The sequence below is a fragment of the Sphingomonas sp. JC676 genome (assembly GCF_014489075.1).
In the GTDB taxonomy this organism is placed as follows: domain Bacteria; phylum Pseudomonadota; class Alphaproteobacteria; order Sphingomonadales; family Sphingomonadaceae; genus Sphingomonas.
Genome location: NZ_JACTGR010000001.1, coordinates 794,750 through 817,291, shown reverse-complemented (window position 1 = coordinate 817,291; position 22,542 = coordinate 794,750). Strand labels below are relative to the sequence as shown.

At 65.9% G+C, this 22,542-nt stretch carries 22 protein-coding genes; 12 read left to right on the top strand and 10 right to left on the bottom strand.

Going from position 1 to position 22,542, the window contains the following annotated elements; translation table 11 throughout:
• Positions 1 to 587: 587 nt before the first annotated feature.
• On the bottom strand, positions 588 to 1,010 hold the full coding sequence (gene ndk / locus IAG41_RS03775) for a nucleoside-diphosphate kinase (RefSeq protein WP_187727221.1): 423 nt from the start codon (positions 1,008 to 1,010) through the stop codon (positions 588 to 590).
• A 328-nt stretch (positions 1,011 to 1,338) separates the two neighbouring features.
• Positions 1,339 to 1,779: a DNA polymerase III subunit chi gene (locus tag IAG41_RS03770; RefSeq protein WP_187727220.1), complete on the bottom strand. Its 441-nt coding sequence runs from the start codon at positions 1,777 to 1,779 to the stop codon at positions 1,339 to 1,341.
• A gap of 110 nt (positions 1,780 to 1,889) precedes the next feature.
• Between IAG41_RS03770 and IAG41_RS03765 the strand changes: the two genes are divergently transcribed.
• The 4 genes from IAG41_RS03765 (at position 1,890) to rsmA (ending at position 7,523) form a co-directional block, all read left to right on the top strand.
• Positions 1,890 to 4,205, top strand: a complete 2,316-nt coding sequence (locus IAG41_RS03765; protein ID WP_187727219.1) for an LPS-assembly protein LptD — start codon at positions 1,890 to 1,892, stop codon at positions 4,203 to 4,205.
• A 123-nt stretch (positions 4,206 to 4,328) separates the two neighbouring features.
• Positions 4,329 to 5,684, top strand: coding sequence for a peptidylprolyl isomerase (locus IAG41_RS03760; protein WP_187727858.1), 1,356 nt, complete (start codon positions 4,329 to 4,331; stop codon positions 5,682 to 5,684).
• A gap of 19 nt (positions 5,685 to 5,703) precedes the next feature.
• Positions 5,704 to 6,711 (top strand): 4-hydroxythreonine-4-phosphate dehydrogenase PdxA, encoded by a 1,008-nt coding sequence (gene pdxA / locus IAG41_RS03755; protein WP_187727218.1) that lies wholly within the window; start codon positions 5,704 to 5,706, stop codon positions 6,709 to 6,711.
• Positions 6,708 to 7,523, top strand: a complete 816-nt coding sequence (gene rsmA, locus IAG41_RS03750; RefSeq protein ID WP_187727217.1) for a 16S rRNA (adenine(1518)-N(6)/adenine(1519)-N(6))-dimethyltransferase RsmA — start codon at positions 6,708 to 6,710, stop codon at positions 7,521 to 7,523. Before pdxA ends, rsmA begins: the two co-directional genes overlap by 4 nt.
• On the opposite strand, the gene IAG41_RS03745 is transcribed toward rsmA, so the two are convergent.
• The 5 genes from IAG41_RS03745 to IAG41_RS03725 form a co-directional block, all read right to left on the bottom strand.
• Positions 7,520 to 8,029, bottom strand: coding sequence for a tetratricopeptide repeat protein (locus IAG41_RS03745; protein WP_187727216.1), 510 nt, complete (start codon positions 8,027 to 8,029; stop codon positions 7,520 to 7,522). The two genes, rsmA and IAG41_RS03745, sit on opposite strands and share 4 nt — an antisense overlap.
• A gap of 32 nt (positions 8,030 to 8,061) precedes the next feature.
• Positions 8,062 to 9,246, bottom strand: a complete 1,185-nt coding sequence (locus IAG41_RS03740) for an RsmB/NOP family class I SAM-dependent RNA methyltransferase (protein ID WP_187727215.1) — start codon at positions 9,244 to 9,246, stop codon at positions 8,062 to 8,064.
• A gap of 200 nt (positions 9,247 to 9,446) precedes the next feature.
• The gene (gene guaB, locus IAG41_RS03735) at positions 9,447 to 10,904 is read right to left on the bottom strand and encodes an IMP dehydrogenase (protein ID WP_187727214.1); all 1,458 of its coding nucleotides are present in this window, start codon (positions 10,902 to 10,904) and stop codon (positions 9,447 to 9,449) included.
• 63 nt (positions 10,905 to 10,967) lie between these two features.
• On the bottom strand, positions 10,968 to 11,363 hold the full coding sequence (locus tag IAG41_RS03730) for a hypothetical protein (RefSeq protein ID WP_187727213.1): 396 nt from the start codon (positions 11,361 to 11,363) through the stop codon (positions 10,968 to 10,970).
• Between the two features lie 252 nt (positions 11,364 to 11,615).
• Positions 11,616 to 12,431 (bottom strand): HpcH/HpaI aldolase/citrate lyase family protein, encoded by an 816-nt coding sequence (locus IAG41_RS03725; protein WP_187727212.1) that lies wholly within the window; start codon positions 12,429 to 12,431, stop codon positions 11,616 to 11,618.
• 50 nt (positions 12,432 to 12,481) lie between these two features.
• On the opposite strand from IAG41_RS03725, the gene IAG41_RS03720 reads away from it, so the two are divergent.
• Genes IAG41_RS03720 through IAG41_RS03705 form a run of 4 tightly spaced genes read left to right on the top strand, consistent with a single transcriptional unit; the run spans position 12,482 to position 16,092 of the window.
• Positions 12,482 to 13,477: an SPFH domain-containing protein gene (locus tag IAG41_RS03720; RefSeq protein ID WP_187727211.1), complete on the top strand. Its 996-nt coding sequence runs from the start codon at positions 12,482 to 12,484 to the stop codon at positions 13,475 to 13,477.
• 1 nt (position 13,478) lies between these two features.
• Positions 13,479 to 13,922, top strand: coding sequence for an NfeD family protein (locus tag IAG41_RS03715; RefSeq protein WP_187727210.1), 444 nt, complete (start codon positions 13,479 to 13,481; stop codon positions 13,920 to 13,922).
• Positions 13,923 to 13,957: 35 nt separating this feature from the next.
• Positions 13,958 to 15,772: a DUF885 domain-containing protein gene (locus IAG41_RS03710; protein WP_187727209.1), complete on the top strand. Its 1,815-nt coding sequence runs from the start codon at positions 13,958 to 13,960 to the stop codon at positions 15,770 to 15,772.
• On the top strand, positions 15,769 to 16,092 hold the full coding sequence (locus IAG41_RS03705; protein WP_187727208.1) for a hypothetical protein: 324 nt from the start codon (positions 15,769 to 15,771) through the stop codon (positions 16,090 to 16,092). Before IAG41_RS03710 ends, IAG41_RS03705 begins: the two co-directional genes overlap by 4 nt.
• 103 nt (positions 16,093 to 16,195) lie before the next feature.
• Here the strand turns inward: IAG41_RS03705 and IAG41_RS03700 are convergent, their stop codons facing one another.
• From IAG41_RS03700 to IAG41_RS03690, 3 genes are read right to left on the bottom strand one after another with little or no spacing between them, the layout of a single operon-like run.
• Complete coding sequence (locus IAG41_RS03700) at positions 16,196 to 16,567, bottom strand: hypothetical protein (RefSeq protein WP_187727207.1); 372 nt, start codon at positions 16,565 to 16,567, stop codon at positions 16,196 to 16,198.
• A 38-nt stretch (positions 16,568 to 16,605) separates the two neighbouring features.
• Complete coding sequence (locus IAG41_RS03695) at positions 16,606 to 17,058, bottom strand: hypothetical protein (RefSeq protein WP_187727206.1); 453 nt, start codon at positions 17,056 to 17,058, stop codon at positions 16,606 to 16,608.
• A gap of 43 nt (positions 17,059 to 17,101) precedes the next feature.
• The gene (locus tag IAG41_RS03690) at positions 17,102 to 18,709 is read right to left on the bottom strand and encodes a phosphoenolpyruvate carboxykinase (RefSeq protein WP_187727857.1); all 1,608 of its coding nucleotides are present in this window, start codon (positions 18,707 to 18,709) and stop codon (positions 17,102 to 17,104) included.
• 208 nt (positions 18,710 to 18,917) lie between these two features.
• Between IAG41_RS03690 and IAG41_RS03685 the strand changes: the two genes are divergently transcribed.
• From IAG41_RS03685 to rapZ, 4 genes are read left to right on the top strand one after another with little or no spacing between them, the layout of a single operon-like run.
• Positions 18,918 to 19,625, top strand: coding sequence for a response regulator transcription factor (locus IAG41_RS03685; RefSeq protein ID WP_187727205.1), 708 nt, complete (start codon positions 18,918 to 18,920; stop codon positions 19,623 to 19,625).
• On the top strand, positions 19,594 to 21,165 hold the full coding sequence (locus IAG41_RS03680) for a stimulus-sensing domain-containing protein (RefSeq protein WP_187727204.1): 1,572 nt from the start codon (positions 19,594 to 19,596) through the stop codon (positions 21,163 to 21,165). The genes IAG41_RS03685 and IAG41_RS03680 overlap by 32 nt, the downstream gene beginning before the upstream one ends.
• A complete protein-coding gene (locus IAG41_RS03675) occupies positions 21,165 to 21,608 on the top strand; it encodes an HPr kinase/phosphorylase (RefSeq protein ID WP_187727203.1) in 444 nt (147 codons plus the stop codon). Before IAG41_RS03680 ends, IAG41_RS03675 begins: the two co-directional genes overlap by 1 nt.
• The gene (rapZ, locus tag IAG41_RS03670) at positions 21,605 to 22,528 is read left to right on the top strand and encodes an RNase adapter RapZ (protein WP_187727202.1); all 924 of its coding nucleotides are present in this window, start codon (positions 21,605 to 21,607) and stop codon (positions 22,526 to 22,528) included. The genes IAG41_RS03675 and rapZ overlap by 4 nt, the downstream gene beginning before the upstream one ends.
• Positions 22,529 to 22,542 lie beyond the last annotated feature (14 nt).

Below are 22,542 nucleotides of genomic sequence, written 5' to 3'. Positions count from 1 at the left end.
AAAGCCAACGCGCACCGCATCATATCTGCACATTGCCCGACTAGAGCGGCCACCCGGTTTCAGCGATCCCGCTGAAGGCGCAAAGCTCTGGATCGGGCATCATGACCGCTTGCAAACATCTCGTTCGAGCCGCGATATTTCTGCTGCTTTTGCTGAGCCCGGTCGGTGCACCGGTCGTAGGTGCTTTCATCGGCCACATGTGTCCCATCGACTATTCGGTGGCACCCGACGGACCTTTCGCCCTGAGCACATCGTCCTGCGGAATAAATCGTCAGGCGGAGTATCTGTATCAGGGGGCTGTGATGCTCTCGTTCATGCCAGTGGTTTTTGCGGGACCGCTTGTGGGCGGATTGTGGTCCCTGGCATGGTGGCTGCTCGGCCTTTGGGCTGCATCGGCTTGTGTTTGGCACCTGTGCCGCGCCTTGGCGGCGGTGACCCTGGAACGCCTGTAAAATCGACCGTTTTTCGGGGCTGGCAGCAACCTTCACCACGCAGCCGGTTCGCAGACGAAAAAGGGCCGGGACCCAAGGCCCCGACCCTTCAAATCCACGCCTGCGCCCTTCCATACGGACGGGCCAGCAGCCGGATCAGCCGACGATTTCTTCCGGCTTGAAGAAAAAGGCGATCTCGATCGCTGCATTCTCTTCGCTGTCCGAACCATGGACCGAGTTCGCCTCGATCGATTCGGCCAGCTCCTTGCGGATCGTGCCGGCATCGGCATTGGCCGGGTTGGTCGCGCCCATGATGTCGCGGTTCGCCTGCACGGCGTTCTCGCCCTCAAGTACCTGCACGACAACCGGCCCCGAGATCATGAACGTGACCAGATCGTTGAAGAAGGGACGCTCGCGGTGGACGCCGTAAAAGCCCTCGGCCTGCTCGCGGGTCATCTGGATGCGCTTGGAGGCGACGACGCGCAGGCCGGCTTCCTCGAGCATCTTGGTGACCGCACCGGTCAGGTTGCGGCGGGTGGCATCGGGCTTGATGATCGAAAAGGTCCGGGTCGCGGCCATGGCCGTGCGGCTCCTGTGTCTTGGGGTTGTGGAAAAGTCGCGGCTCTCTAGTCCCGGGACGGGGCCGATGCAAGCCGAAGCACGGGCTGGCCCAGAACGATCGTCGCCTTCACCGATCATCCCGCCCGCCTTGCAATGTAGGATTTCAGGGCCGATCGAGAATCCGCTCTTTCTCATCGTCGAAGCACGCCCGACGCGCCGAGCGCGCGCGAAAATGGCGCTTTTTCCGGGAAGGAAGATTTTTCGACATAGCGGGTGTCAACCGTGTCAACCTAGCGCCATCGCTCGATCCTGCGCCGGCATCGGGAAAACCGCAGATTTCCGCCGTTCAGGCCACCTGTTCCCAGCGCCCCGCGTCATTCTGCTTCCAATAGCGCCGCTCTACGCTCTCGTGGTCCCCAAGCGCACTCCACGCCGCCCGCGCTTCCACGATCCGCTCCTCGTCGAAGAAATGGAAGGCGCGATCGAAGCCGAGCGCCTCCGCGCGCCACATCCCGTCCGCCAGAGCGATGTTGCGCGCGCCGTTCGATGCCTCCACCGCGCTGCCGATCAATACGGGCTGCAGCGCGTCGTCCCCGCCGCCCGCCTGCGCATGCGCGAGGAAACTGTCGGGGGCATAGCTCCATAGCAGTAGATCGATCCTGGAGCGCTGATCCGTATCGTCCGAAATCACCAGCAACCGCCCCCCGCCCGCCAACACCTTCTCGGCGATCTGCGGGAGGACGCGCTCCAGCGGGGCGCGCGTCAGATGATAGAAATCGACCTGCATTGGCCCCCGATAGCCGGTCCGGGCGTTCGGGCCAACGCACGTAACATTGCGATGCCGCAACCGCTGCGATAGGGCGGAAGGTGCCGCGTGCCCGGGAGTAGAGATAAAAGGTGGGAAAATTCGTGACGCGCAAGGGCCTGCTGCTCTCGGCTGCGCTGGGTTTGTGCCTGACGGCGCAGGCGCATGCGCAGGAGACTGCCGATCCGCGCGAGACGCCGGCGGACCCGTCTGCCCGTCAGGAAGTGCCTGCCGCGAACCTCCAGGATCGCCCGACCGAGGCGCCGCCGCTCTTGCCGACCGGCGTGATCGACGATCCCGAGCAGATCCAGTTCACCTCGGACGTGCTCGAATATGATTCGGAAGGCGATATCGTTACCGCCACCGGCGATGTCCGCCTCTACCGCCGCAGCCAAAGGTTGCGCGCCGACAAGGTCGTGTGGAACCGCAAGACGGGTCAGGTCACCGCCGAGGGCAATGTCGTCGTCGCCAATCCCCAGGGCGACACCGCCTATGGCGACCGGATCGAGCTGACCGACACGCTGCGCGACGGCGTCGTCGAGAATATGCTGGTCGTACTCGACGCGGGTGGCCGCATCGCCTCCGAGCGCGGGCGGCGCGACGAGAGCGGCATCATCACGGTCGAGAATGCCGCCTACACGCCTTGCTCGGTCTCCGATTCGGCGGGCTGTCCGAAGGAGCCGTCCTGGAAGATCACGGCGGACCGCGTCGTCTACAATCCGCAGAAGAAGCGCATCCGCTATACCGGCGCACGCATTTCAGTATTCGGCTTCGCGACGATCCCGCTGCCGGCTTTCTCGCACCCGGCCGGCGGGCAAAGCGACGACGGCTTCCTGACGCCCGACATCCGCTACAACCGCACCAATGGCCTGCAGATCGCGCTGCCCTATTTCTTCAGCCTGGCGCCCAATCGCGATCTGACCGTCACGCCGCGCGTGTTCACCAATACGCTGCCGATGCTCCAGGCCGATTATCGCGAGATCAACAGCCTGGGCGCGTACCGCGTCAGCGCCTATGGCACCTATAGTCGTCGCGCCGACGATCTGAGCATCCCGATCACCGATGCGACCTCGAAGAATGATTTTCGCGGCTATCTCGACGCGGTCGGCACCCTCCAGCTCGATCCGAACTGGAGCGCGAGCGCCTCGTTCCGCCTTTCGACCGACCGCACCTTCCTGCGCCGCTACGATATTTCGCGCGACGATCGGCTGCGCAACAATCTGCGCCTCGAGCGGATCGATCAGGACAGCTATTTCTCGATCAATGCCTGGGTGGTGCAGACGCTGCGCGTCGGCGAGCGCCAGGGGCTCCAGCCGTTCGCACTGCCCGAGATCGACTATCGCCGCCGCATGGATGACGGCGTCATCGGCGGCCGCTTCGAATTCGAAGTCAATTCGCTCGCGATCGGGCGTTCGGACGGCCAGGATTCGCAGCGCGCCTTCGCCAGCGCACGCTGGGACCTGCGCAAGCTGACCGCCTGGGGCCAGGAGATCACGCTCACCGCCTATACCCGCGGCGATGTCTACCACGCCTCCGATACGCTGCTGACCACGGTGGCCAGCTATCGCGGCGAAGACGGTTTCCACTTCCGCGGAATCGCGTCGGCAGCGCTCGACATGAAATGGCCGCTGGTTGGCGAGCTATTCGGCGGCACCCAGCGCATCACCCCCCACCTCCAGTTCGTCGCCTCGCCCAAGATCGAGAATCTGCAGGTCCCCAACGAAGACGCGCGTGCCGTCGATCTTGAGGATTCCAACCTCTTCGCGCTCAATCGCTTCCCTGGCTACGACCGCGTCGAGGATTCGAGCCGCTTCACCTGGGGCGTCGACTACGCGCTCTATCTGCCCGGCTTCAGCATCGATTCGAATATCGGACAGAGCTATCGCATCAGCCGGCGCCCGACGCTCTTCCCCGACGGTACCGGCCTCACCGATCGCGTGTCCGACATTGTCGGTCGCACCGTGATCCGCTTCCGCGACTTTATCTCGTTCACGCACCGCTACCGGCTCGACAAGGACGGTCTCGCCATTCGCCGCAACGAGATCGACACGACGGTCGGGTCGCGCAGCACCTATGCCACGATCGGCTATCTGCGCCTCAACCGTAATATCGGCCCCGCGCTCGAGGATCTCCAGGACCGCGAGGAGCTTCGCCTCGGCGCCCGTATCCAGCTCGCGCGCTTCTGGTCGGTATCTGGGTCGACCCTGATCGACTTGACCAACCGCGACGAAGATCCGCTCTCGCAGGCGGACGGCTTCGAGCCGGTTCGCCACCGAATGGGCATCACCTATGAGGACGATTGCCTCCGTCTCGGCCTCACCTGGAAGCGCGATTATGAGACAACCGGCGATGCCCAGGCCGGCAATACCTTCCTGCTGACCCTCGCTTTCAAGAATCTCGGGCGCTAAGCTCTCGCCATATCGGCGCCTGCCGCCGCAAAGACCGAATCGTCGCTCAGCCTTGGTTCAGGCACAATTACGCACTAAGCGCGGCGATCCGGACATGGGATGAGGGTACGGCTTCACGTGAAGATGAGTGTTGCAAAGACGGTCCGCGCTGGCCGCAAGATGGTTCTGGCGTTGGGCGTTGCAGGATTGGCCACGATCGCGGGTGCGCAAACCGTTCCCGATCAGTCGGTGCCATCGACCGGTCTCGATCTGCCTTCGAACCTTCAGATTTTCGGCAAGGCGGATCCCAATATCCGTAAGCCCACGGCTATCGTGAATGACGTCGTGATCACCGGCACCGACGTCGATCAGCGCGTTGCTATGATCGTGGGGCTGCAGAAGCTCAACATGACCAACCTCAAGCCGGAGGAACGCGACCAGCTGCGCCTCGCGATGCTCCGCCAGCTGATCGACGAGACGCTCCAGATCCAGGAGGCCAAGGCCAACGAAATCACCGTGGAGCCGAAGGAGATCGAGCAGGGCTTCAACCGCGTCTCGAAGAATTTCAGTCGGACGCCGGAGGAAATGCGCACCTGGCTCAAGGCGAACGGCTCTTCCGAGCGTTCGGTCAAGCGCCAGATCGAGGCCGAAATGGCCTGGAGCCGCCTGCTCCGCCGCCGCGTCAACATCAATGTCGGCGAAGCCGAGGTTCAGGCGATGATCGATCGCATGAAGGCGGCCAAGGGCAGCGACGAGTTCCACGTCTACGAAATCTACCAGAACGCCACGTCGGATCGCTCGCAGGAAGTCTTCGCGGGCATGCAGAAGATGATCCAGCAGATGCGTGACGGCGCGCCGTTCGATTATCTCGCGCGCACCTATTCGGAAAGCTCGACCAAGGCGCAGGGCGGCGATCTCGGCTGGGTGCGCCCCGCGATGCTCCCCGATGCGCTCGCCAAGGCGGCGCAGGAGATGAGCCCCGGCCAGGTCGCGGGCCCGATCGAGCTGCCGACCGGCTTCTCGATCCTCTATCTCGCCGAGAAGCGCCAGGTGCTGATGCCCAATCCGCTCGACGCGACGCTCAGTCTACGCCAGCTTACGATCAACTTCGCCCCTGGCACGACCGAGGCACAGGCGACCGCCCGCGCCGGCGCGTTCGCCACGGCGACCCAGGCGATCAAGGGCTGCGGCGACGTCGCCAAGGTCGCGGGCGCCGAGAATGCAGAAGTGGTCGACAAGGACGGGATCGTGCTGCGCGATTTGCCGCCTGCGCTTCAGAACATCGTCATGCCGCTCCAGATCGGCCAGGTGACCCAGCCCTTCGGCACGATCCAGGACGGCGTTCGCGTGCTCGTGATCTGCGGCCGCGACGAGCCGAAGATGGCCAATATGCCCACGGCCGAGCAGCTTCAGGAGCAGATCGAGGATCAGCGCGTCAATCTGCGCGCCCAGCGCATGCTGCGCGATCTGCGCCGCGACGCGCTGGTCGAATATCGATGATGCCGGCGGGCGAGCGGAGATGATTCCCCCGCTCGCCATTGCCATGGGCGACTCGGCCGGGGTCGGTCCCGAAATTACTGCAAAGGCCTGGAAGGCACGCGAGCTGCATTCGCTCGCGCCCTTCTTCGCCGTGGGCGACATCCGCGCGGTCGAGCGCGTGTGGGACGGCCCGATCACGCGCATTTACAGCCCGGAGGAAGCGTTCGAGGCGTTTCCGGCGGCACTACCGGTGCTCTCGATCAACGAGGCCGGCACCGTGACGCCGGGTACCCCCGACGTCGACAGCGCCCGCTGCGCGCTCCAGTCGCTCGAGATCGCGGTCGGGCTCGCCAGCGCGGGCGCGGCCGGGGCGGTCGTCACCGGGCCTGTCTCCAAGGCGCAGCTCTATCGCATCGGCTTCACCCATCCCGGCCAGACCGAGTTCGTCGCCGAGCGTTGCGGCGTCTCGGGCGAGAATGCGGTGATGATGCTCGCTGGCCCAACGCTCCGGGTTGTGCCGATCACCGTCCATGTGCCCCTCGCCGAGGTGCCGCAGCTGCTTTCGCAGGAGTTGATCCTTGCCAAGGCGCGCGTCACTGCTCGTGGGCTGCTGCGCAATTTCGGGATCGAGCGGCCGCGGCTCGCTTTTGCCGGGATCAATCCGCACGCCGGCGAAAGTGGCGCGATCGGGCGCGAGGAGATCGACATATTGATGCCGGCGATCGCGCAGCTCCGCGAGGAGGGCATCGACGCGGTCGGCCCGTTCGCCGCCGACACGATGTTTCACCCGCGCGCGCGCGCCGGCTATGACGCCGCGCTCTGCGCCTATCACGATCAGGCGCTGATCCCGATCAAGACGCTCCATTTCGACGAGGGCGTGAACATCACGCTCGGCTTGCCGATCGTCCGCACCTCGCCCGATCACGGTACCGCGTTCGGCATCGCTGGTCGCGACGAGGCCAATCCAGGCGCGATGATCGCCGCTATCCGCATGGCCGCCAGCGCCGCCCAGCGCCGCGCCGAAACCACCGCCGCGGGAGTCCCGTGAGCGAACTTCCTCCGCTTCGCGACGTCATCCGCCGGCATGGTCTCAGCGCGAGCAAGGCGCTGGGGCAGAACTTCCTGTTCGACGGGCAACTGCTCGCGCGCATCGCCCGCGTGCCGGGCGAACTTGCCGACGCCGAAGTGTTCGAGGTCGGCCCGGGACCCGGCGGCCTGACGCGCGCGCTGCTTGAGGCCGGCGCGGGCGTCGTCGCGGTGGAGCGCGACCGCCGCTGTATCCCCGCATTGGCGGAGCTCGGTGACTTCTTCCCCGGCAAGCTGCGGGTGATCGAAGGCGACGCGCTCGAAGTCGATGCGCCTGCGCTGTTCGCCGGCAAGCCCCATATCGTTGCCAACCTGCCCTACAATGTCGGCACGGCCCTGCTGGTCGGCTGGCTCTCGGCGGCGTGGCAGCCCTGGTGGGCAAGCCTGACACTGATGTTCCAGAAGGAAGTCGCCGAGCGGATCGTCGCCGCGCCCGGGACCGACCATTATGGCCGGCTCGCCGTGCTCGCTCAGTGGCGCTCGACCCCGAAGATCGCGATGACGGTGCACCGTTCGGCCTTCACGCCGCCGCCCAAGGTCATGTCGGCGGTGGTCCATATCGTGCCCGCCGAACCACCCGGGGGGGTCCGCCTGCCCGTGCTCGAAGCCGTCACCGGCGCCGCGTTCGGCCAGCGGCGCAAGATGCTGCGGCAGAGCCTGAAGGGCGTTCCCGGCGCGCTGGCGGCGCTCGAAGCGCTCGGCATCGACTCTAGCCGCCGCGCCGAAACCGTGACGATCGAGGAATTCGTCTCGATCGCCCGGGTGCTGGGTTAGGGCTTCGCGGTAACCGGCTTGGCCGGCTCTTCCGCCTGCGCGGTCGCAGTCACCGGCGGACCCTTGGCGATCACCGCTGCGAGCACCGTGGCGTCGTTGCAGGCGGTGGTGCAGATCGTCTTGATCTTGGCGAGATTCTCCTTGGCGCGCTCGACTGCGCCCTTGGCGACCATTGCCTCGCCCTGGCCGCGCAGCGCCGACAGGTCGTTGGGCTCGAGGGTCAGCGCTTCGCGGTAGAGGCGGATCGCCTTGCCCGGCAGGCCGCTGCCGCGCGCGATCTCGGCGAGCACGACGAACGCCTCGCGATTGCGCGGATCGACTGCAAGCGCGCTCTCCAGCGCGTCGTTGGCGCCCTGGATGTTGCCCGCCGCCTTGGCCGCACGGCCCTGTTGCAGCAGCGCGAGTGACTTGGAATCGATCTGGTCGTCGGGCCGCTGGGCGTGAAGTCCGGTGGACACCGTCAGCACCACCAGCGCAAGCGCTGCCGAGATCGCCGTGATCCGCATTGAAATCTCCGAAATTGAGGGCTTTGTCGCTATCATGGCATTGTCATCTTCGCGACAAAAAAGCCGTCGGTCGAGTCCTTGAATGGCGTGAGCCGCAATCCGGGCCCGCGGGGCGTGCCTGCATGTAGGTTCGGCTCAGCCGCTTTCCAGCCCGGATGCGCATCCAGAAAGCGCTGCGCCTGGTCCGCCCCTTCGGCGTCGAGCAGCGAGCACACGATATAGACGATCGACCCGCCCGGCTTCACCAGGCCCGCCGCGAGATCGAGCAACATCGCCTGGGTCGCCGCCAGTTTTGACAGGCGATCGGGCGTCAGTCGCCACCGCGCCTCGGGATTGCGCCGCCAGGTGCCGGTGCCCGAACACGGCGCGTCGATCAGGACGATATCGGCCTGCCCCGCCTGGTCGGCGAGTATTTCCGCCTCACGGTGGGGATCGAGCAATCGCGTCTCGGCGATCGTCACCCCTGCTCGCGTCGCGCGCATCGGCAGGCGCGACAGGCGCCCGCGGTCGATATCGCAGGCGAGGATCGTGCCCTGGTTCGCCATCGCCGCCGCCAGCGCCAGCGTCTTGCCGCCGCCGCCCGCGCAGAGATCGATGACGTGCATGCCGGGCGCCGCGCCCGCCGCCAGCGTCACCAACTGGCTGCCAGCATCCTGCACTTCGACACGGCCTTCATTATAGGCCGGCAAACGCTCGACCTGCGTGTCGCCGGGCAGGCGTAGGCCATCGGGAAGGAATGAAATCACCGTGGCATCGGCTATCTCCGCCGCCACCGCCGCAGGATCTGCCTTCAGCGTATTGACCCGCACATCGAGGGGAGCCCGTTCGAGCAACGCCGCCTGCTCTTCTGTGCCAAGCCCCAAATTCTCGAATGCTGCAGCCAACCACGCCGGCAAATACCCTGTCCCCGCAACCGGTTCACCGGGCGCGATCACGGCAGGGCCATAGCCCGATCCGTCGAACGCCGCCGCCAGCTCGGGCCGCACCGTCACCAGCGCCAGCATCGCCGCGCGCCCGCTCTCAGGGCGTTCGCCGCACAGGCGGATTGCGTCATACACCAGCTCGCGGATCGCCCGGCGATCCTTGGACCCCGCATAGCGCCGCTCGACGAACCACTTCGCGATCAAGGTATCGGCAGCCGCGCCTTGGTCGCGCGCGGCGCCGATGATCCCGTCGAGCAGGTCGATCGCCGCCTGAACGCGTGCGGCGGGCGTCATGGATATGCTCCGCGGTAGCTAAGCTGACAAAGTTGACACCCACATTGTCGAAAAAAAATCCCAGCCTGCGCACGACCGGAAAATCGGACGGCGAGCGAAGGAAAAGGCTGGAATGCGCGCATCATCGCCGCAGCCAAGCAGGGCAAATCCTACATTGAAAGCAGCGATTTGCGCGCGTTGGCGCTTTCCGCATCGTCCGATCAGCGCGTGGGATAGTTTGGCGCCTCTCGGGTGATCGTCACGTCGTGGACGTGGCTCTCGCGCAGGCCCGCGCCGGTGATCCGCACGAACCGCGCCTTTTCCTGAAATTCGGGGATCGTGCCCGCACCGACATAGCCCATCGCCGCCTTCACGCCGCCTACCATCTGGTGGATGATGTCCTTGGCCGGGCCCTTGAACGGCACCTGGCCCTCGATACCCTCGGGCACGAGCTTGAGCTGATCCTTGATGTCCTGCTGGAAATAGCGATCGGCCGAACCCTTGGCCATCGCCCCCACCGAACCCATGCCGCGATAGGATTTATAGGCGCGGCCCTGGTACAGGAAGGTCTCGCCCGGTGCTTCCTCGGTGCCCGCTAGCAGCGATCCGACCATCACTGCCGACGCGCCCGCCGCGATCGCCTTGGCGATGTCGCCCGAGGTGCGGATGCCGCCATCGGCGATCACCGGGACGCCCGACTTCATTGCTTCGCTTGCCGCGTCGAGGACCGCGGTCAGCTGCGGTACGCCCACGCCCGCAACCACACGCGTGGTGCAGATCGAGCCCGGGCCGATGCCAACCTTCACGCCGTCCGCGCCCGCGCCGATCAGTGCCTTGGCCGCCTCGGCGGTGGCGATGTTGCCGGCGACCACCTGGACGCTGTTGGAGAGCATCTTCACGCGCTCCACGGCGCGGCTGACGTCCTTGTTGTGGCCATGCGCGGTGTCGATCACCACGAGGTCGACCCCGGCGTCGACCAAAGCCTCGGTCCGCGCAAAGCCCTTGTCGCCCACCGTCGTCGCCGCAGCGACGCACAGCCGCCCGGCCGCATCCTTGGTCGCGTTGGGCGACGTTACGGCTTTTTCGATATCCTTGACCGTGATCAGGCCGACGCAGCGATAATCCTTGTCGACGACGATCAATTTCTCGATCCGGCGCTGGTGGAGCAGCCGCTTCGCATCGTCCTTGGCGAAATCGACGGGCACGGTGGCGAGATTCTCGTGCGTCATCAGCTCGGAAACCGGCTGGTCGAGGTTCTCGGCGAAGCGCACGTCGCGATTGGTGAGGATGCCGACCAGTCTGCCGCCATTCTCTATGATCGGGATGCCGCTGATCCGGTGCTGCAGCATCAGCGCCCGGGCTTCGGCCAGCGTGCCATCGGGCCGCATCGTGATCGGATTGACCACCATCCCGCTCTCGAAGCGCTTGACCTGGCGGATCGCCTCGACCTGCTCCTCGACTTCGAGATTGCGGTGGATCACGCCGATACCGCCCAATTGCGCCATGACGATCGCCATGGCGGCTTCGGTGACGGTATCCATCGCCGAGGAGAGCATCGGAATGTTGAGCGCAAGCCCGCGCGTCACGTGCGTCCGGGTATCGGCCATGCTCGGCACGATCTCGGACTCGCCCGGATAGAGGAGTACGTCGTCGAAGGTTAAGCCGAGGGGTATATCCATGAGGGCGCCAGCAGTCCTGAGTCGGAGGTTGGCGGCCCATGTAAACGCGAGGATAGGATTCCGCTAGGGGGCCAGCGCGAGCCAGGGATAGAGGATCGGTTTCTGGGCGGCGACCTTAGCGCGTACCGCTTTGCGCAGCCCGACGCATGCCTCGCAATAGCCCTGCCAGTCGCGCTCCACCGCCGCCGGCGCCCAGGCACCGACATGCGCGGTGTAATGCGCGCGCACCACCATGCTCCGCTCGCGCTCGGCCCGGGCGATCTCGGCCTTCTCGCCGCCCTGCGCGATGACGTCGAGCAGCAGCGCATCAACGAGCTTGCGTCGCGAGACGATGGCGCGCGCGATCCGGTAGCGCAGGTTCGATAGCAGTTTCAGGTCGCACGCCGGCTGGGCAGTCATAACCTCGAGCTCGGCGATCGCCGCCAGCAATTGCTCGTCCAGGGTACGCAAGTCAGACATGGGATTCATATAGCGCGACGGCGGACCGCACGTTGCGCCCGCATCACATTTCGCGCGCTAAAGCAGATCGACATTTGAAGAGAATTGCATTTTCCTCGTCACCCCGGACTTGTTCCCGAGTCCACTGATCCTCATCCGCTGAGCAAGAGCCCCTTGCCCATCATTGGCCTCCCGGTGGTCCGCGGAACACGTCCGGGGTGACAAAGCTGCGTGGGCAAGCCGAACGAACAAAATCTCAAATGTCGATCCGCCCTAACCCTGCGTAGAGCGCGCAATCAGCGCTCGCGCCTGCTCGACATGCATCGTCTCGATCATCCGGTCGCGAAAGCGCTCAGCGCCACCGCTTGCCGCCGCGATCAGCGCGCGGGCATCGGCCAGTTCCGCCTCGCTCGGTCCGAAGGCGCGCGCGGCCACCGCGATCTGCCCGGGGTGGATCAGCGACTTGCCGTCGAACCCCAGTGCGCGTCCATGCCGGCATTCCGCTGCCAGCCCCTCGGCATCGTCGAGCGCGTTGAACACGCCGTCCAGCGCCCAGACCTCGCTCGCCCGCGCCGCCAGCACGACCGTCTGGAGCGACAGCGACAGCCCCTCGCGCCCTGCGCCCGCCGGTATCCCCAGCGACACGCGCAGATCATTGACCCCGGCGATCAGCCCGCTGACACCCGGCACCGCCGCAATGTCTGACGCGGCGAGCACGCCCTGCGCCGTCTCGATCATCGCCAGCAGCGGCTTACCGCAGGCCTTCGTCACCCTCGCCGCGTCCTCCGCGCGCTCGACCTTGGGCAGCACGACGAAGTCGCTGGCCGAGCCGGCGACCGCCGCCACATCGGCGCCGTGCTCCGCCGCATCGATCCCGTTCACCCGGATCACGCAGAACCGGTCCCCGAACCCCTCGCCCGCCGCGATCACCGCCGCCGCGCGCGCCGCATCCTTGACGTCGGGCTTCACGGCATCCTCCAGGTCTAGGATGATCATATCGGCATCCAGCCCGCGCGCCTTCTCGATCGCGCGGGGGTTGGAAGCGGGGAGGAACAGCGCCGTCCGGGGCGCCAAGCGGGCTGTGGTCATGGGCCCTCTCTATGCTAGCAAGGGTGTCAATTGCGAGTGGAGTCGGGGGAATGGAAGTGCTGAATATCTTTCTGATCGTCCTGGTGGCCGTCGTGCTGCTCTACCTATTTTCCAGCGTGAAGATCGTGACGCAGGGCTATCAATACACCATCGAATATTTCGGCCGCTTCACCGCCGTGGCCTCGCCAGGCCTCAATTTCTACCCAGCCTTCTTTTACCGTGTCGGCCGCAAGGTGAACATGATGGAGCAGGTGATCGACATTCCAGGGCAGGAGATCATCACCAAGGACAATGCGATGATCTCCACCGACGGCGTGGTGTTCTTCCAGGTCCTCGATGCCGCCAAGGCCGCCTATGAAGTCTCGGACCTGTATTTGGCACTGCTCCAGCTCACCACGACCAATTTGCGCACGGTGATGGGATCGATGGACCTGGACGAGACGCTGTCGAAGCGCGACGAGATCAACGCGCGGCTGCTCAACGTCGTCGATCACGCGACTACTCCCTGGGGCGTCAAGATCACCCGCGTCGAGATCAAGGACATCCGCCCGCCCGCCGATATCGTCAACGCGATGGGCCGCCAGATGAAGGCCGAGCGCGAGAAGCGCGCCAACATCCTCGAGGCCGAGGGCATGCGCGCCTCCGAAATCCTGCGCGCCGAGGGCCAGAAACAGTCGCAGATCCTCGAGGCCGAGGGCCGCCGCGAAGCCGCCTTCCGCGACGCCGAGGCGCGCGAACGCTCCGCCGAGGCCGAAGCCACCGCGACCAAGGCGGTGTCCGAGGCGATCGAACAGGGCAGCACCCAGGCGATCAACTATTTCATCGCCCAGAAATATGTCGAGGCGATCGGCAAGTTCGCCACCTCGCCCAATGCCAAGACGATCCTGTTCCCGGTCGAGGCGACCCAGCTGATGGGCACCTTGGGCGGCATCGGCGAGCTCGCCAGGGAAGCGATCGGGGGTGGCAATAGCGGCGGCGGCGCGCCCAAGCCGCCCACGCCGCCGCGCCCGCGGCCTTCGCCCTTCACACCGCAGCAGGAGGGATAATATGCACGCGCTCCTCGCCATGCCGGGGCTGTCCTGGCTGATCCTCGCCGCGGTGCTCGCATTGGTCGAGCTGATGGTGCCGGGCATCTTCCTGGTCTTCGTGGCGGCGGGCGCGGCAATCACCGGCGTAGTGACGCTGATCATCCCCGATTTCGCCCTCACCTTTCAGGTGATGGTGTTCGTCGTCGCATCGGCGGCGGCGGTGGCGGTGGGCCGCAACTGGTACATCAACAATCCCGTGCCGAGCTCGGACCCGCTGCTCAACGATCGCGTCGCGCGGTTGGTCGGCGAAGTCGTCACCGTGGTCGAGCCGATCGAGGCGGGTCAGGGGCGCGTCCGCGTCGGCGACGGCGAATGGCTCGCGCATGGCCCGGATACGCCGGCCGGCGCGAAGGTGCGCATTATAGGCGCGCGCGGCCTGTCGCTCGACGTCGAACCCGCCTGAACCTGTCCAAGCCAGAGTCTCCCGAGGAAGTCCCCATGCGTACCGATCGCCGCCAAATCCTGCTCGGCGCAGGCGCCACGCTCGCGCTCACCGCCCTCCCCGCCCGCGCCCTCTCCGGCACCGCCGATGCCGCCGCCGAGGCGCTGATCGGCCGCGTTGCCGAGACCTTCCTCGCCGACTATCCCGAGACCGCGACGACGCTCGGCATCGACAAGGACAAGCGCGCGCAGCTCAAGCACCAGCTCGCCGATCGATCGATCAAGGGCCAGCGCAAGATCGCCCAGCATCTCCGCCAGGCGCTGGCCGATATCGCCAAGCTGGACGTGACATCGCTCAGCCCCACGATGCGCACCCATATCGACGTTATCCAGGCCTGCTTCACCAATTCGCTGGACGGCTTCGCCTTCGGCTATGGCGATGTCGCCGTGGGCGGCTGGCGCAACTCGCCCTATGCCGTTGTCCAGAATGTCGGCGCGTTCCTCGACGTCCCCCGTATGCTCGACAGCGATCATCAGATCGCGACGCCGGAGGATGGCGAGGCCTATCTCGATCGCCTCGAATCCTATGCCGAACAGTTGGACGGCGAGACCGAGCGGCTCAAACTTGCCGCGGCCAAGGGGGTGATCGCTCCCGATTTCCTGCTCGACAAGTGCCTGAAGCAGATCAAGCTCGCGCGCGGCGGCAATCCCGCGGGCTGGGGGCTGGTGACGTCGGTCGCCAATCGCACCCCGGGCATGGACGGCGATTTCGGCGAGCGCGCCTGGATGCTCGCCAAGGACAAGGTCGGTCCCGCGCTCGACAGGCAGATCGCCGAGCTGGAGCGCCACCGCGCTCGCGCCAGGCCCGAGGCGGGGGTCTGGAAGTTCAACGACGGCGACGCCTATTATGCCTGGGCGCTTCGGGCGGGCACCACCACGACGATGACTCCGCAAGAGGTCCATCAGATGGGTCTCGACCAGCTCGCGAAGATCCAGTCCGAGATGGACGCCATCCTCAAGAAGGAAGGCTATTCGCAGGGCTCGGTCGGCGCACGGATGGAGGCGCTGGCCAAGGACAAGCGCTTCGCCTTCCCCGAGGGCGATCCCGGCCGCGCCGAGATCATGAAGTTCCTCAACGAGCGCATCACCGACATCCGCAGCCGCATGCCCCAGGCGTTCAACACGCTGGTGAAGGGCAATGTCGAAGTGAAGCGCCTGCCCCCCGAGGAGGAGCCCGGCGCGCCCGGCGCCTATGGCGGGGCCGGGTCGATCGACGGGACTGTCCCCGGCAAATTCTGGATCAACCTGCGCACGACCAGCCTGCACACGCGCTTCAGCCTGCCCGATCTCGCTTATCACGAATCGATCCCGGGCCATGTCTGGCAGGGTGAATATGCCAACCGGATGCCGCTGATTCGCTCGATCCTGGCGTTCAACGCCTATTCGGAAGGCTGGGCGCTCTATGCCGAGCAGCTCGCCGACGAGCTCGGCGTCTATGCCCAGAACCCAGCGGAGAAGCTCGGCTATCTCCAGTCGCTGGGCTTCCGCGCCTGCCGGCTGGTGGTCGATACCGGCCTCCACGCCAAGCGCTGGACGCGGCAACAGGCAATCGACTGGTTCGTCCAGGCCAACGGCTCCTCGGTCGAGGAAGTTTCGGGCGAAGTCGACCGCTATTGCTCGTGGCCGGGCCAGGCGTGCGGCTACAAGGTCGGCCATAGCGAGATCAATCGCCTGCGTGCCAGGGCACAGGCGGCGCTCGGCAACCGCTACGACTTCAAGGCGTTCAACGACGCAGTGGTGCTGGGCGGCAATGTGCCGATGACCGTGCTCGGCCATATCGTCGACCGCTATATCGCGGAGAGGAAGGCATGATCCTGCGACGCTGGAAGGGATTGATCCGCACCGCAGAGCGCGACGCCTATGCCGCGTATATCCGCGACACCGGCGGCACCGACTATACCTCGACGCCCGGCAATCTGGGCTTCCAGATGCTGTTTCGCGACCTGGGCGACGGCACCAGCGAGGTGACGACGCTCAGCTGGTGGCGCGACCTCGCCGACATAAAGGCCTTCGCGGGCGAGGATATCACGCTCGCCCGCTACTATCCCGAGGACGATCACTACCTCCTCGATCGCCCGCTGAACGTCGAGCATCACGAGGTGGTAGAGAACAGCCTGCCGCTGCAGGGGTAATCCCTCGCCACCCCGGCGAAAGCCGGGGTCCAAGGTCACAATCGATGCGCTGTTTGGCTCTGGATCCCGGCTTCCGCCAGGATGACGGAAGGAGTCCGCCGACTCAGGCGCTCTGCTTCCCGCCGAACAGCCCCGATGCCATGCCGGCGATGTCGTTGATCGGATTGCCGTCGCCATCCTTGTCGAGCATGCCGGTCACCTTGCCCAGGATGCCGCCCTGGCCCTGGAGGAGCGAGGCGAACTGGCCGAGCGCGCCTTCGCCGCCGATATGCGTGATCATCTCCTGGAGCTTTTCCAGCGGCAGTCCGGTCTGGGCCGCAGCGGTTTCGGCAGTATCGCTGTCGAGCGGATGCGCCTGCGCGAGCGCCTGCACTGCCGATTCGGTGTGCTCGGGCGAAAGGCCCAGCTTCGCGGCGAGATTGGCGATGTCCACGTTCTGAGTGACTTGACCCAGGATCCCATCGAGCATGCTCATCGTACGATACCTTTCACGCTGGTCGTTAGGCCCAAAGGCTAGCACGAGCCGGGAAGCGGGGCGAGGTCCGGCGCCACGAAAGCGCGCCGCGCGGGCACCGAAAAGAGCAGCTCGCGGCTGTAGAAGCGCAGGGGCCAGTCGCGCCGGCCCATCGGCGCCAGCAGCAGCGCGTTCACCCGCTCGCACAAGCCCTTCTCGTCCGTTTCTGCCAGGAACAGCCGCACCCCCTCGACATAGGCGCGGGTGATCGTGTCGTGATAGCCTTGGCTGTCGTCATTCACCCCGCCGACGCTCTCGTTGAAGCGCGAGATGAGCCCGGCGATCTCGGCATCCACATCCACGTCTGGCCGGCGCGTCAGCAGATAGAGGCAGGCGGCAAGGTGCGCCTCATGCGTCCAGTCCTCACGGACGAGCGCGCAGGCGAGCAGCCCTTCGCCGAGACGGACGATCTCGGCGTCGGTGGCAAATAATCGGGGTTCGTAGTCGGTCATTCGATCGGGCTCCATTGGGGCGCCCGATCGAGGACCGGGCAGATTACGCGGCGGCTCGGGCCGTTTGGGCATGGGGTGCAGCTTGCCTCACCCCTTCGTCGACGTGATCCGCGAATTCCGCGAAATTATCGACGAACTGGTCGACGAGCCGGGCGGCGGTGGCGTCATATTCGGCCTTGTTCGCCCAGGTTTCGCGTGGATCGAGGATGCCCGCGTCCACGCCGGGCGCGCTGGTCGGGACCATGAAGCCGAAATTCGGATCCCTGCGAAACGCGACCGAATTCAGGCTGCCGTCGAGCGCGGCGTTGAGCAAAGCGCGGGTCGCCTTGATCGGCATGCGCCTGCCGACACCGTACTTGCCACCGGTCCAGCCGGTGTTGACCAGCCAGCAGGTCACCCCGCCCTTTGCGATCCGCTCCTTGAGGAGATTGCCATAAACCGACGGATGACGCGGCATGAACGGCGCGCCGAAGCAGGTCGAGAAAGTCGCTGAGGGCTCGGTCACGCCGATCTCGGTGCCGGCAACGCGCGCCGTGTAGCCCGAGAGGAAGTGGTACATCGCCTGCTCTGGCGTCAGCCTGGCGATCGGCGGGAGCACGCCATAGGCGTCCGCGGTCAGGAAGATGACGGTCTGCGGCACCGGCCCCATATTCTTCTCGGAGGCATTGGGGATGAAGTCGATCGGGTACGAGCCGCGGCTATTCTCGGCCAGGCTATTGTCGTCGAAATCGAGCTCACGGGTCTCGGGGTCCATCACGACATTCTCGAGCACGGTGCCGAAGCGCTTCGAGGTGGCGAAGATCTCGGGCTCGGCCTCGGCCGAGAGGTTGATCATCTTGGCGTAGCAGCCGCCTTCGAAGTTGAAGACCGCGGTGTCCGACCAGCCATGCTCGTCGTCGCCGATCAGCGTGCGGCTGGCATCGGCGGAGAGTGTGGTCTTGCCGGTGCCGGACAGACCGAAGAACACGGCGGTGTCGCCCTTGGGGCCGATATTGGCCGAGCAGTGCATCGGCATGATGCCCTCGCTGGGAAGCAGATAGTTGAGCAGGCCGAACACGCTCTTCTTCATCTCGCCGGCATAGGCGGTGCCGCCGATCAGGATCAGCTTCTCGGTGAAGTTGACCGCGATCACCGTCTCGGTGCGCGTGCCGTGGCGCTCGGGATCGGCGCGGAAGCTCGGCAGGTCGATGATCGTGTATTCGGGCACGAAATCGGCGAGCTCGCTCCGCTCGGGCCGCACCAGCAATGTGCGGATGAAGAGGTTGTGCCAGGCGAGCTCGTTGATCACGCGGACTTTTACCCGGTGCTCGGGCTGCGAGCCGCCGAACAGGTCCTGGACGAACAATTCGTCACGCGCGCCGACCTCGGCGAGGAAATCGGCCTTGAGCGCGGCGAAATGCGCCGGGCTCATGCCCTTGTTGGTCTTGCCCCACCAGACATTGCTTTCGGTCTCGGCGTCGCGGACGATGAACTTGTCCTGCGCGCTGCGGCCGGTGTGCTTGCCGGTGGCGACCACGAGCGGGCCGTCCTTGGCGAGCTTGCCTTCGCCGCGGCGAATGGCGTGCTCGACCAGCGGTGCCGTGATCAGGTTCCAATGGATTGTGGCCCCAGTCCCGATGCCTTGCGCATCGAGGCCGTGGCGCGGCTTCATGTCAGTCACCCAGTGCCTCCATATATGACCCTACTCTTCGCAGGGCTTGCCCGCGCGCATTTTTGCACGTCGAGCAATATTATTGCTTTGCAGTGGCATGGAGCCCGGAGGCGGGTCAATCCGGGTAAACGTTGTCAGCTTGTTGAGACCAAAAGAACTTTGGGCTACCCATGAGGGTGATGTTTTTGAGCCACTTCCAGGCCGCCCGATGAGCGCTACGATCGCGCTGGTCGACGACGACCGCAATATCCTGACCTCGGTCTCGATCGCCCTCCAGACCGAGGGGTTCCTGACCCGCGTCTATTCCGATGGCGAAAGCGCGCTGAAGGCGCTGATCGACAATCCGCCCGACCTGGCGGTGCTCGACATCAAGATGCCCAAGATGGACGGACTCGAGCTTTTGCGCCGTTTGCGCGAGAAGAGCGCGATCCCCGTCATCTTCCTGACCAGCAAGGACGACGAGCTCGACGAGGCGCTCGGGCTGGCGATGGGCGCGGACGATTACATCGCCAAGCCGTTCAGCCAGCGACTGCTGATCGCCCGCATCCGCGCGATCCTGCGCCGCACCGAACCAATCCAGCTCACAGCGGAGGGTGCCGAATCGGAACCCGCCGAGATCCTGGTCCGCGGCCGGCTGAGCATGGACCCCGCCCGCCATCGGGTGACCTGGAATGGGACGAACGTGACGCTCACCGTCACCGAGTTCCTGATTCTCGAGACGCTGGCGCAGCGCCCGGGCATCGTGAAGACCCGCAACCAGCTGATGGATGCCGCCTATCAGGACGACATCTATGTCGACGACCGGACGATCGACAGCCACATCAAGCGCGTCCGCCGCAAATTCCGGCAAGTCGATCCGGAATTCGATGCTATCGAAACGCTCTATGGCGCGGGATATCGTTTCTCGGACGAATGAAGAGCGCGATCTCGCGCTCAAATGGTCGAACCGCGTCAGCCTCACCCCGAGGATTCTCGCGGTCAACATCTTCGCGCTCGCGCTGCTGGGCGGCGGCTTCTCCTACCTCGATTCCTATCGCAGCCGCATCGTCGACAGCCGGGTGGAGCAAGCGAGCCGCGAGGTAAGGCTGATCGCCCAGGCGCTGGCATCGGCCACCGACAAGCGCCGCGACCTGCTCGTGCTCAGCCTGGCACGCGACATGGGCACGCGGATCCGCCTTTATGGCGAAAACGGCAAGATGATCGCCGACAGCCGCGAGCTGGGCCTGCGCAACGTTGTGCTGCGCGATCCGGACAAGGATCCCTGGGGGCAGACCGCGGCGCGCTTCCTCGATGCCGTGATCGACACGGTCGCCGGCGCCGACCGCGCACCGCTCTATCGGGAGCGCGCCCGTGACCAGGGGCTCGATTGGCCCGATGTCCGCACCGCGCAATCGACCCATGGCGGTGCGGCGACCGTCTGGCGCGCGCCGGACCGGACCCCGGTGATCACCGCCGCCGCGCCGATCACCGATCTCGGCGTGGTGATGACCACCTCCAACGCCCGCGACATCACCCAGACGGTGCGCTCCGAGCGCTACCGGTTGAGCGTGGTGCTGGCGATCGTCTCTTTGGTCTCGATCCTGCTCTCGCTGTTCCTGGCGCGAACGATCGTCCGGCCGCTGCGCCGTCTCGCCCGCGCCGCGGTGCGGGTCCGACTGGGCCGAGCCCGCGAGGTGGTGGTGCCGCGCCTGCCCGAACGCAGCGACGAGATCGGCATGCTCGCGCGCGCGCTTTCGGACATGAGCCAGGCGCTCCGGGCCCGCATCGACGCGACCGAGAGCTTCGCCGCCGATGTGACGCACGAGCTCAAGAACCCGCTCGCCTCGCTGCGCTCCGCGGTCGACGGGCTCGCCAGCGTCAAGGATCCCGAGCTCCAGGCGCGGCTGCTGGCGATCGTCCAGGACGATGTGCATCGGCTCGACCGGCTGATCAGCGACATCTCGGAGGCGTCGCGGCTCGACGCCCAGCTGAGCCGCGCAACCTTCGAGCCCGTCGATATCGGCCAGATGATCCAGGCATTGCTCGATCAGCGCGAGGCGCGCGGGCTTCCAAACGGCATCCGCATCGTCTTCGACCGCAGGGCGGAACCGCTACGCGTGCTCGGCGAAGGCGCGCGGCTCGAGCGCGTGTTCGACAATCTGATCGAGAATGCGATCTCCTTCTCTCCCGAGAACGGCCTCGTCACCATCTCGGCTTCGAACGAGCGGCATGTGCTCGTCGTCCGAGTCGCCGACGAAGGCCCGGGCGTGCCCGAAGAGGCGTATGAAGCCATATTCCGCCGCTTTCATTCGGTGCGCCCCGCGGCTGAAGCATTTGGTCAGCATTCGGGACTAGGACTTGCCATCGCGAGGACGATTGTCGAAGGCCATCAGGGGAGCATATCGGTGGAAGCGCGGGAGGATAGGTTGAGCGGAGCGCGATTCGTGGTTCGACTGCCCATGGCGGTGCGCGACTGATGCCCGAGCCCCGCATCCCGGAGGTCTCGACCGAAACCGTGCAGACCGCGTGCGTGGCGGTGAACGGTCGCGCGGTGCTGATCGAGAGCCGGTCCGACGAGGCACGCACCGACCTCACGCTGCGGATGATCGACCGCAACGCCGTGCTCGTCGCCGACGACTGCACGATCTGCCAGCGCCAGGACGGCGCGCTGCTCGCCCGCGCCCCCGAGGCAAGCCGCGGGAAGATCGACGTGCGCGGCCTGGGCATTGTCGAGCTGTCCTATGCGGAGCGCGTACCCGTGGACTTGCTCGTCGTGATCCTCGATTCGCCGCCGCGCGTTCCCGAAGACCAGCGCAAGCGCCGCATCGCGGGCATCGACGTACCGGTACTGGCGCTCTCCGCGCACGATCCCGCCGCGCCGATCAAGGTGGAGCTGGCCGTCGGGCGATTCGGCCGATGAGCCGCAAGCGGCCCAAGAACATCCTGCTCGTCACCGGCATGTCCGGCGCGGGCAAGTCGACCGTGCTGCGCACGCTCGAGGATCTGGGCTGGGAGACGGTCGACAATTTGCCCCTGCTCCTGCTCAATCGCCTGCTCGACACCGCGCCGGGCGAAGGCGCGGACGGTGACGACGATCGGCCGCTGGCGGTCGGTATCGGCACCCAGACGCGCGGCTTCGACGCCGAGAGTATCGTGCGGCGCATCAAGAAATTACGCGAGGATCACGGCCATGACGTCGGCACGCTGTTCCTCGAATGCGCGGGATCGGAGCTCGAACGGCGCTATTCGGAGACCCGGCGGCGGCATCCGCTGGCGCAGGACCGGCCGGCCAGCGACGGCATCGCCCGCGAACGCGAGCTGCTCGGGCCGCTCCGGCGCTGGTCGAACCGGCTGATCGACACCACCAGCCTTACCTCTAACGAGCTCGCCCAGCAGATTCGCTCGACCTTCTCGGGCGGCGGGCTTGGCCAGACGACGCTGTCGATCATGTCGTTCGGCTTCGCCCGCGGGTTGCCGCGCGACGCCGATCTGGTGTTCGACATGCGATTCCTACGCAATCCGCACTGGGAATCGACGCTCCGTCCCGGGACGGGCAAGGATGCCAACGTCTCCTCCTATATCGCCGACGATCCCGCTTATGGACAGGCGATGGCCCAGATCGAGGCGCTGCTGCTCCTGCTTTTGCCCCGCTATCAGGCTGAAGGAAAAGCATATGTCACCGTCGCGTTCGGCTGTACGGGGGGGCGGCACCGCTCGGTCCATGTCGCCGAGCGGATGGCCCGCCGGTTGCGCGAGGAAGGATTTTCGCCCACGGTGACCCATCGCGATTTGCAGACGGCACCGCAGGACTCGCTAGAAGGCGCGCCGGTGGCCATATAAGGGGTCGGAGTACA

Coding starts and splice junctions, on each gene's coding strand:
- IAG41_RS03715 (WP_187727210.1), top strand. CDS start 13,479: ATGCACGCGCTCCTCGCCATGCCGGGGCTGTCCTGGCTGATCCTCGCC.
- IAG41_RS03710 (WP_187727209.1), top strand. CDS start 13,958: ATGCGTACCGATCGCCGCCAAATCCTGCTCGGCGCAGGCGCCACGCTC.
- IAG41_RS03745 (WP_187727216.1), bottom strand. CDS start 8,029: ATGCGGATCACGGCGATCTCGGCAGCGCTTGCGCTGGTGGTGCTGACG.
- IAG41_RS03680 (WP_187727204.1), top strand. CDS start 19,594: ATGGCGCGGGATATCGTTTCTCGGACGAATGAAGAGCGCGATCTCGCG.
- IAG41_RS03760 (WP_187727858.1), top strand. CDS start 4,329: ATGAGTGTTGCAAAGACGGTCCGCGCTGGCCGCAAGATGGTTCTGGCG.
- pdxA (WP_187727218.1), top strand. CDS start 5,704: ATGATTCCCCCGCTCGCCATTGCCATGGGCGACTCGGCCGGGGTCGGT.
- ndk (WP_187727221.1), bottom strand. CDS start 1,010: ATGGCCGCGACCCGGACCTTTTCGATCATCAAGCCCGATGCCACCCGC.
- IAG41_RS03690 (WP_187727857.1), bottom strand. CDS start 18,709: ATGAAGCCGCGCCACGGCCTCGATGCGCAAGGCATCGGGACTGGGGCC.
- IAG41_RS03700 (WP_187727207.1), bottom strand. CDS start 16,567: ATGAGCATGCTCGATGGGATCCTGGGTCAAGTCACTCAGAACGTGGAC.
- guaB (WP_187727214.1), bottom strand. CDS start 10,904: ATGGATATACCCCTCGGCTTAACCTTCGACGACGTACTCCTCTATCCG.
- IAG41_RS03675 (WP_187727203.1), top strand. CDS start 21,165: ATGCCCGAGCCCCGCATCCCGGAGGTCTCGACCGAAACCGTGCAGACC.
- IAG41_RS03705 (WP_187727208.1), top strand. CDS start 15,769: ATGATCCTGCGACGCTGGAAGGGATTGATCCGCACCGCAGAGCGCGAC.
- IAG41_RS03695 (WP_187727206.1), bottom strand. CDS start 17,058: ATGACCGACTACGAACCCCGATTATTTGCCACCGACGCCGAGATCGTC.
- IAG41_RS03730 (WP_187727213.1), bottom strand. CDS start 11,363: ATGTCTGACTTGCGTACCCTGGACGAGCAATTGCTGGCGGCGATCGCC.
- IAG41_RS03725 (WP_187727212.1), bottom strand. CDS start 12,431: ATGACCACAGCCCGCTTGGCGCCCCGGACGGCGCTGTTCCTCCCCGCT.
- IAG41_RS03740 (WP_187727215.1), bottom strand. CDS start 9,246: ATGACGCCCGCCGCACGCGTTCAGGCGGCGATCGACCTGCTCGACGGG.
- IAG41_RS03720 (WP_187727211.1), top strand. CDS start 12,482: ATGGAAGTGCTGAATATCTTTCTGATCGTCCTGGTGGCCGTCGTGCTG.
- IAG41_RS03770 (WP_187727220.1), bottom strand. CDS start 1,779: ATGCAGGTCGATTTCTATCATCTGACGCGCGCCCCGCTGGAGCGCGTC.
- rapZ (WP_187727202.1), top strand. CDS start 21,605: ATGAGCCGCAAGCGGCCCAAGAACATCCTGCTCGTCACCGGCATGTCC.
- IAG41_RS03685 (WP_187727205.1), top strand. CDS start 18,918: ATGAGCGCTACGATCGCGCTGGTCGACGACGACCGCAATATCCTGACC.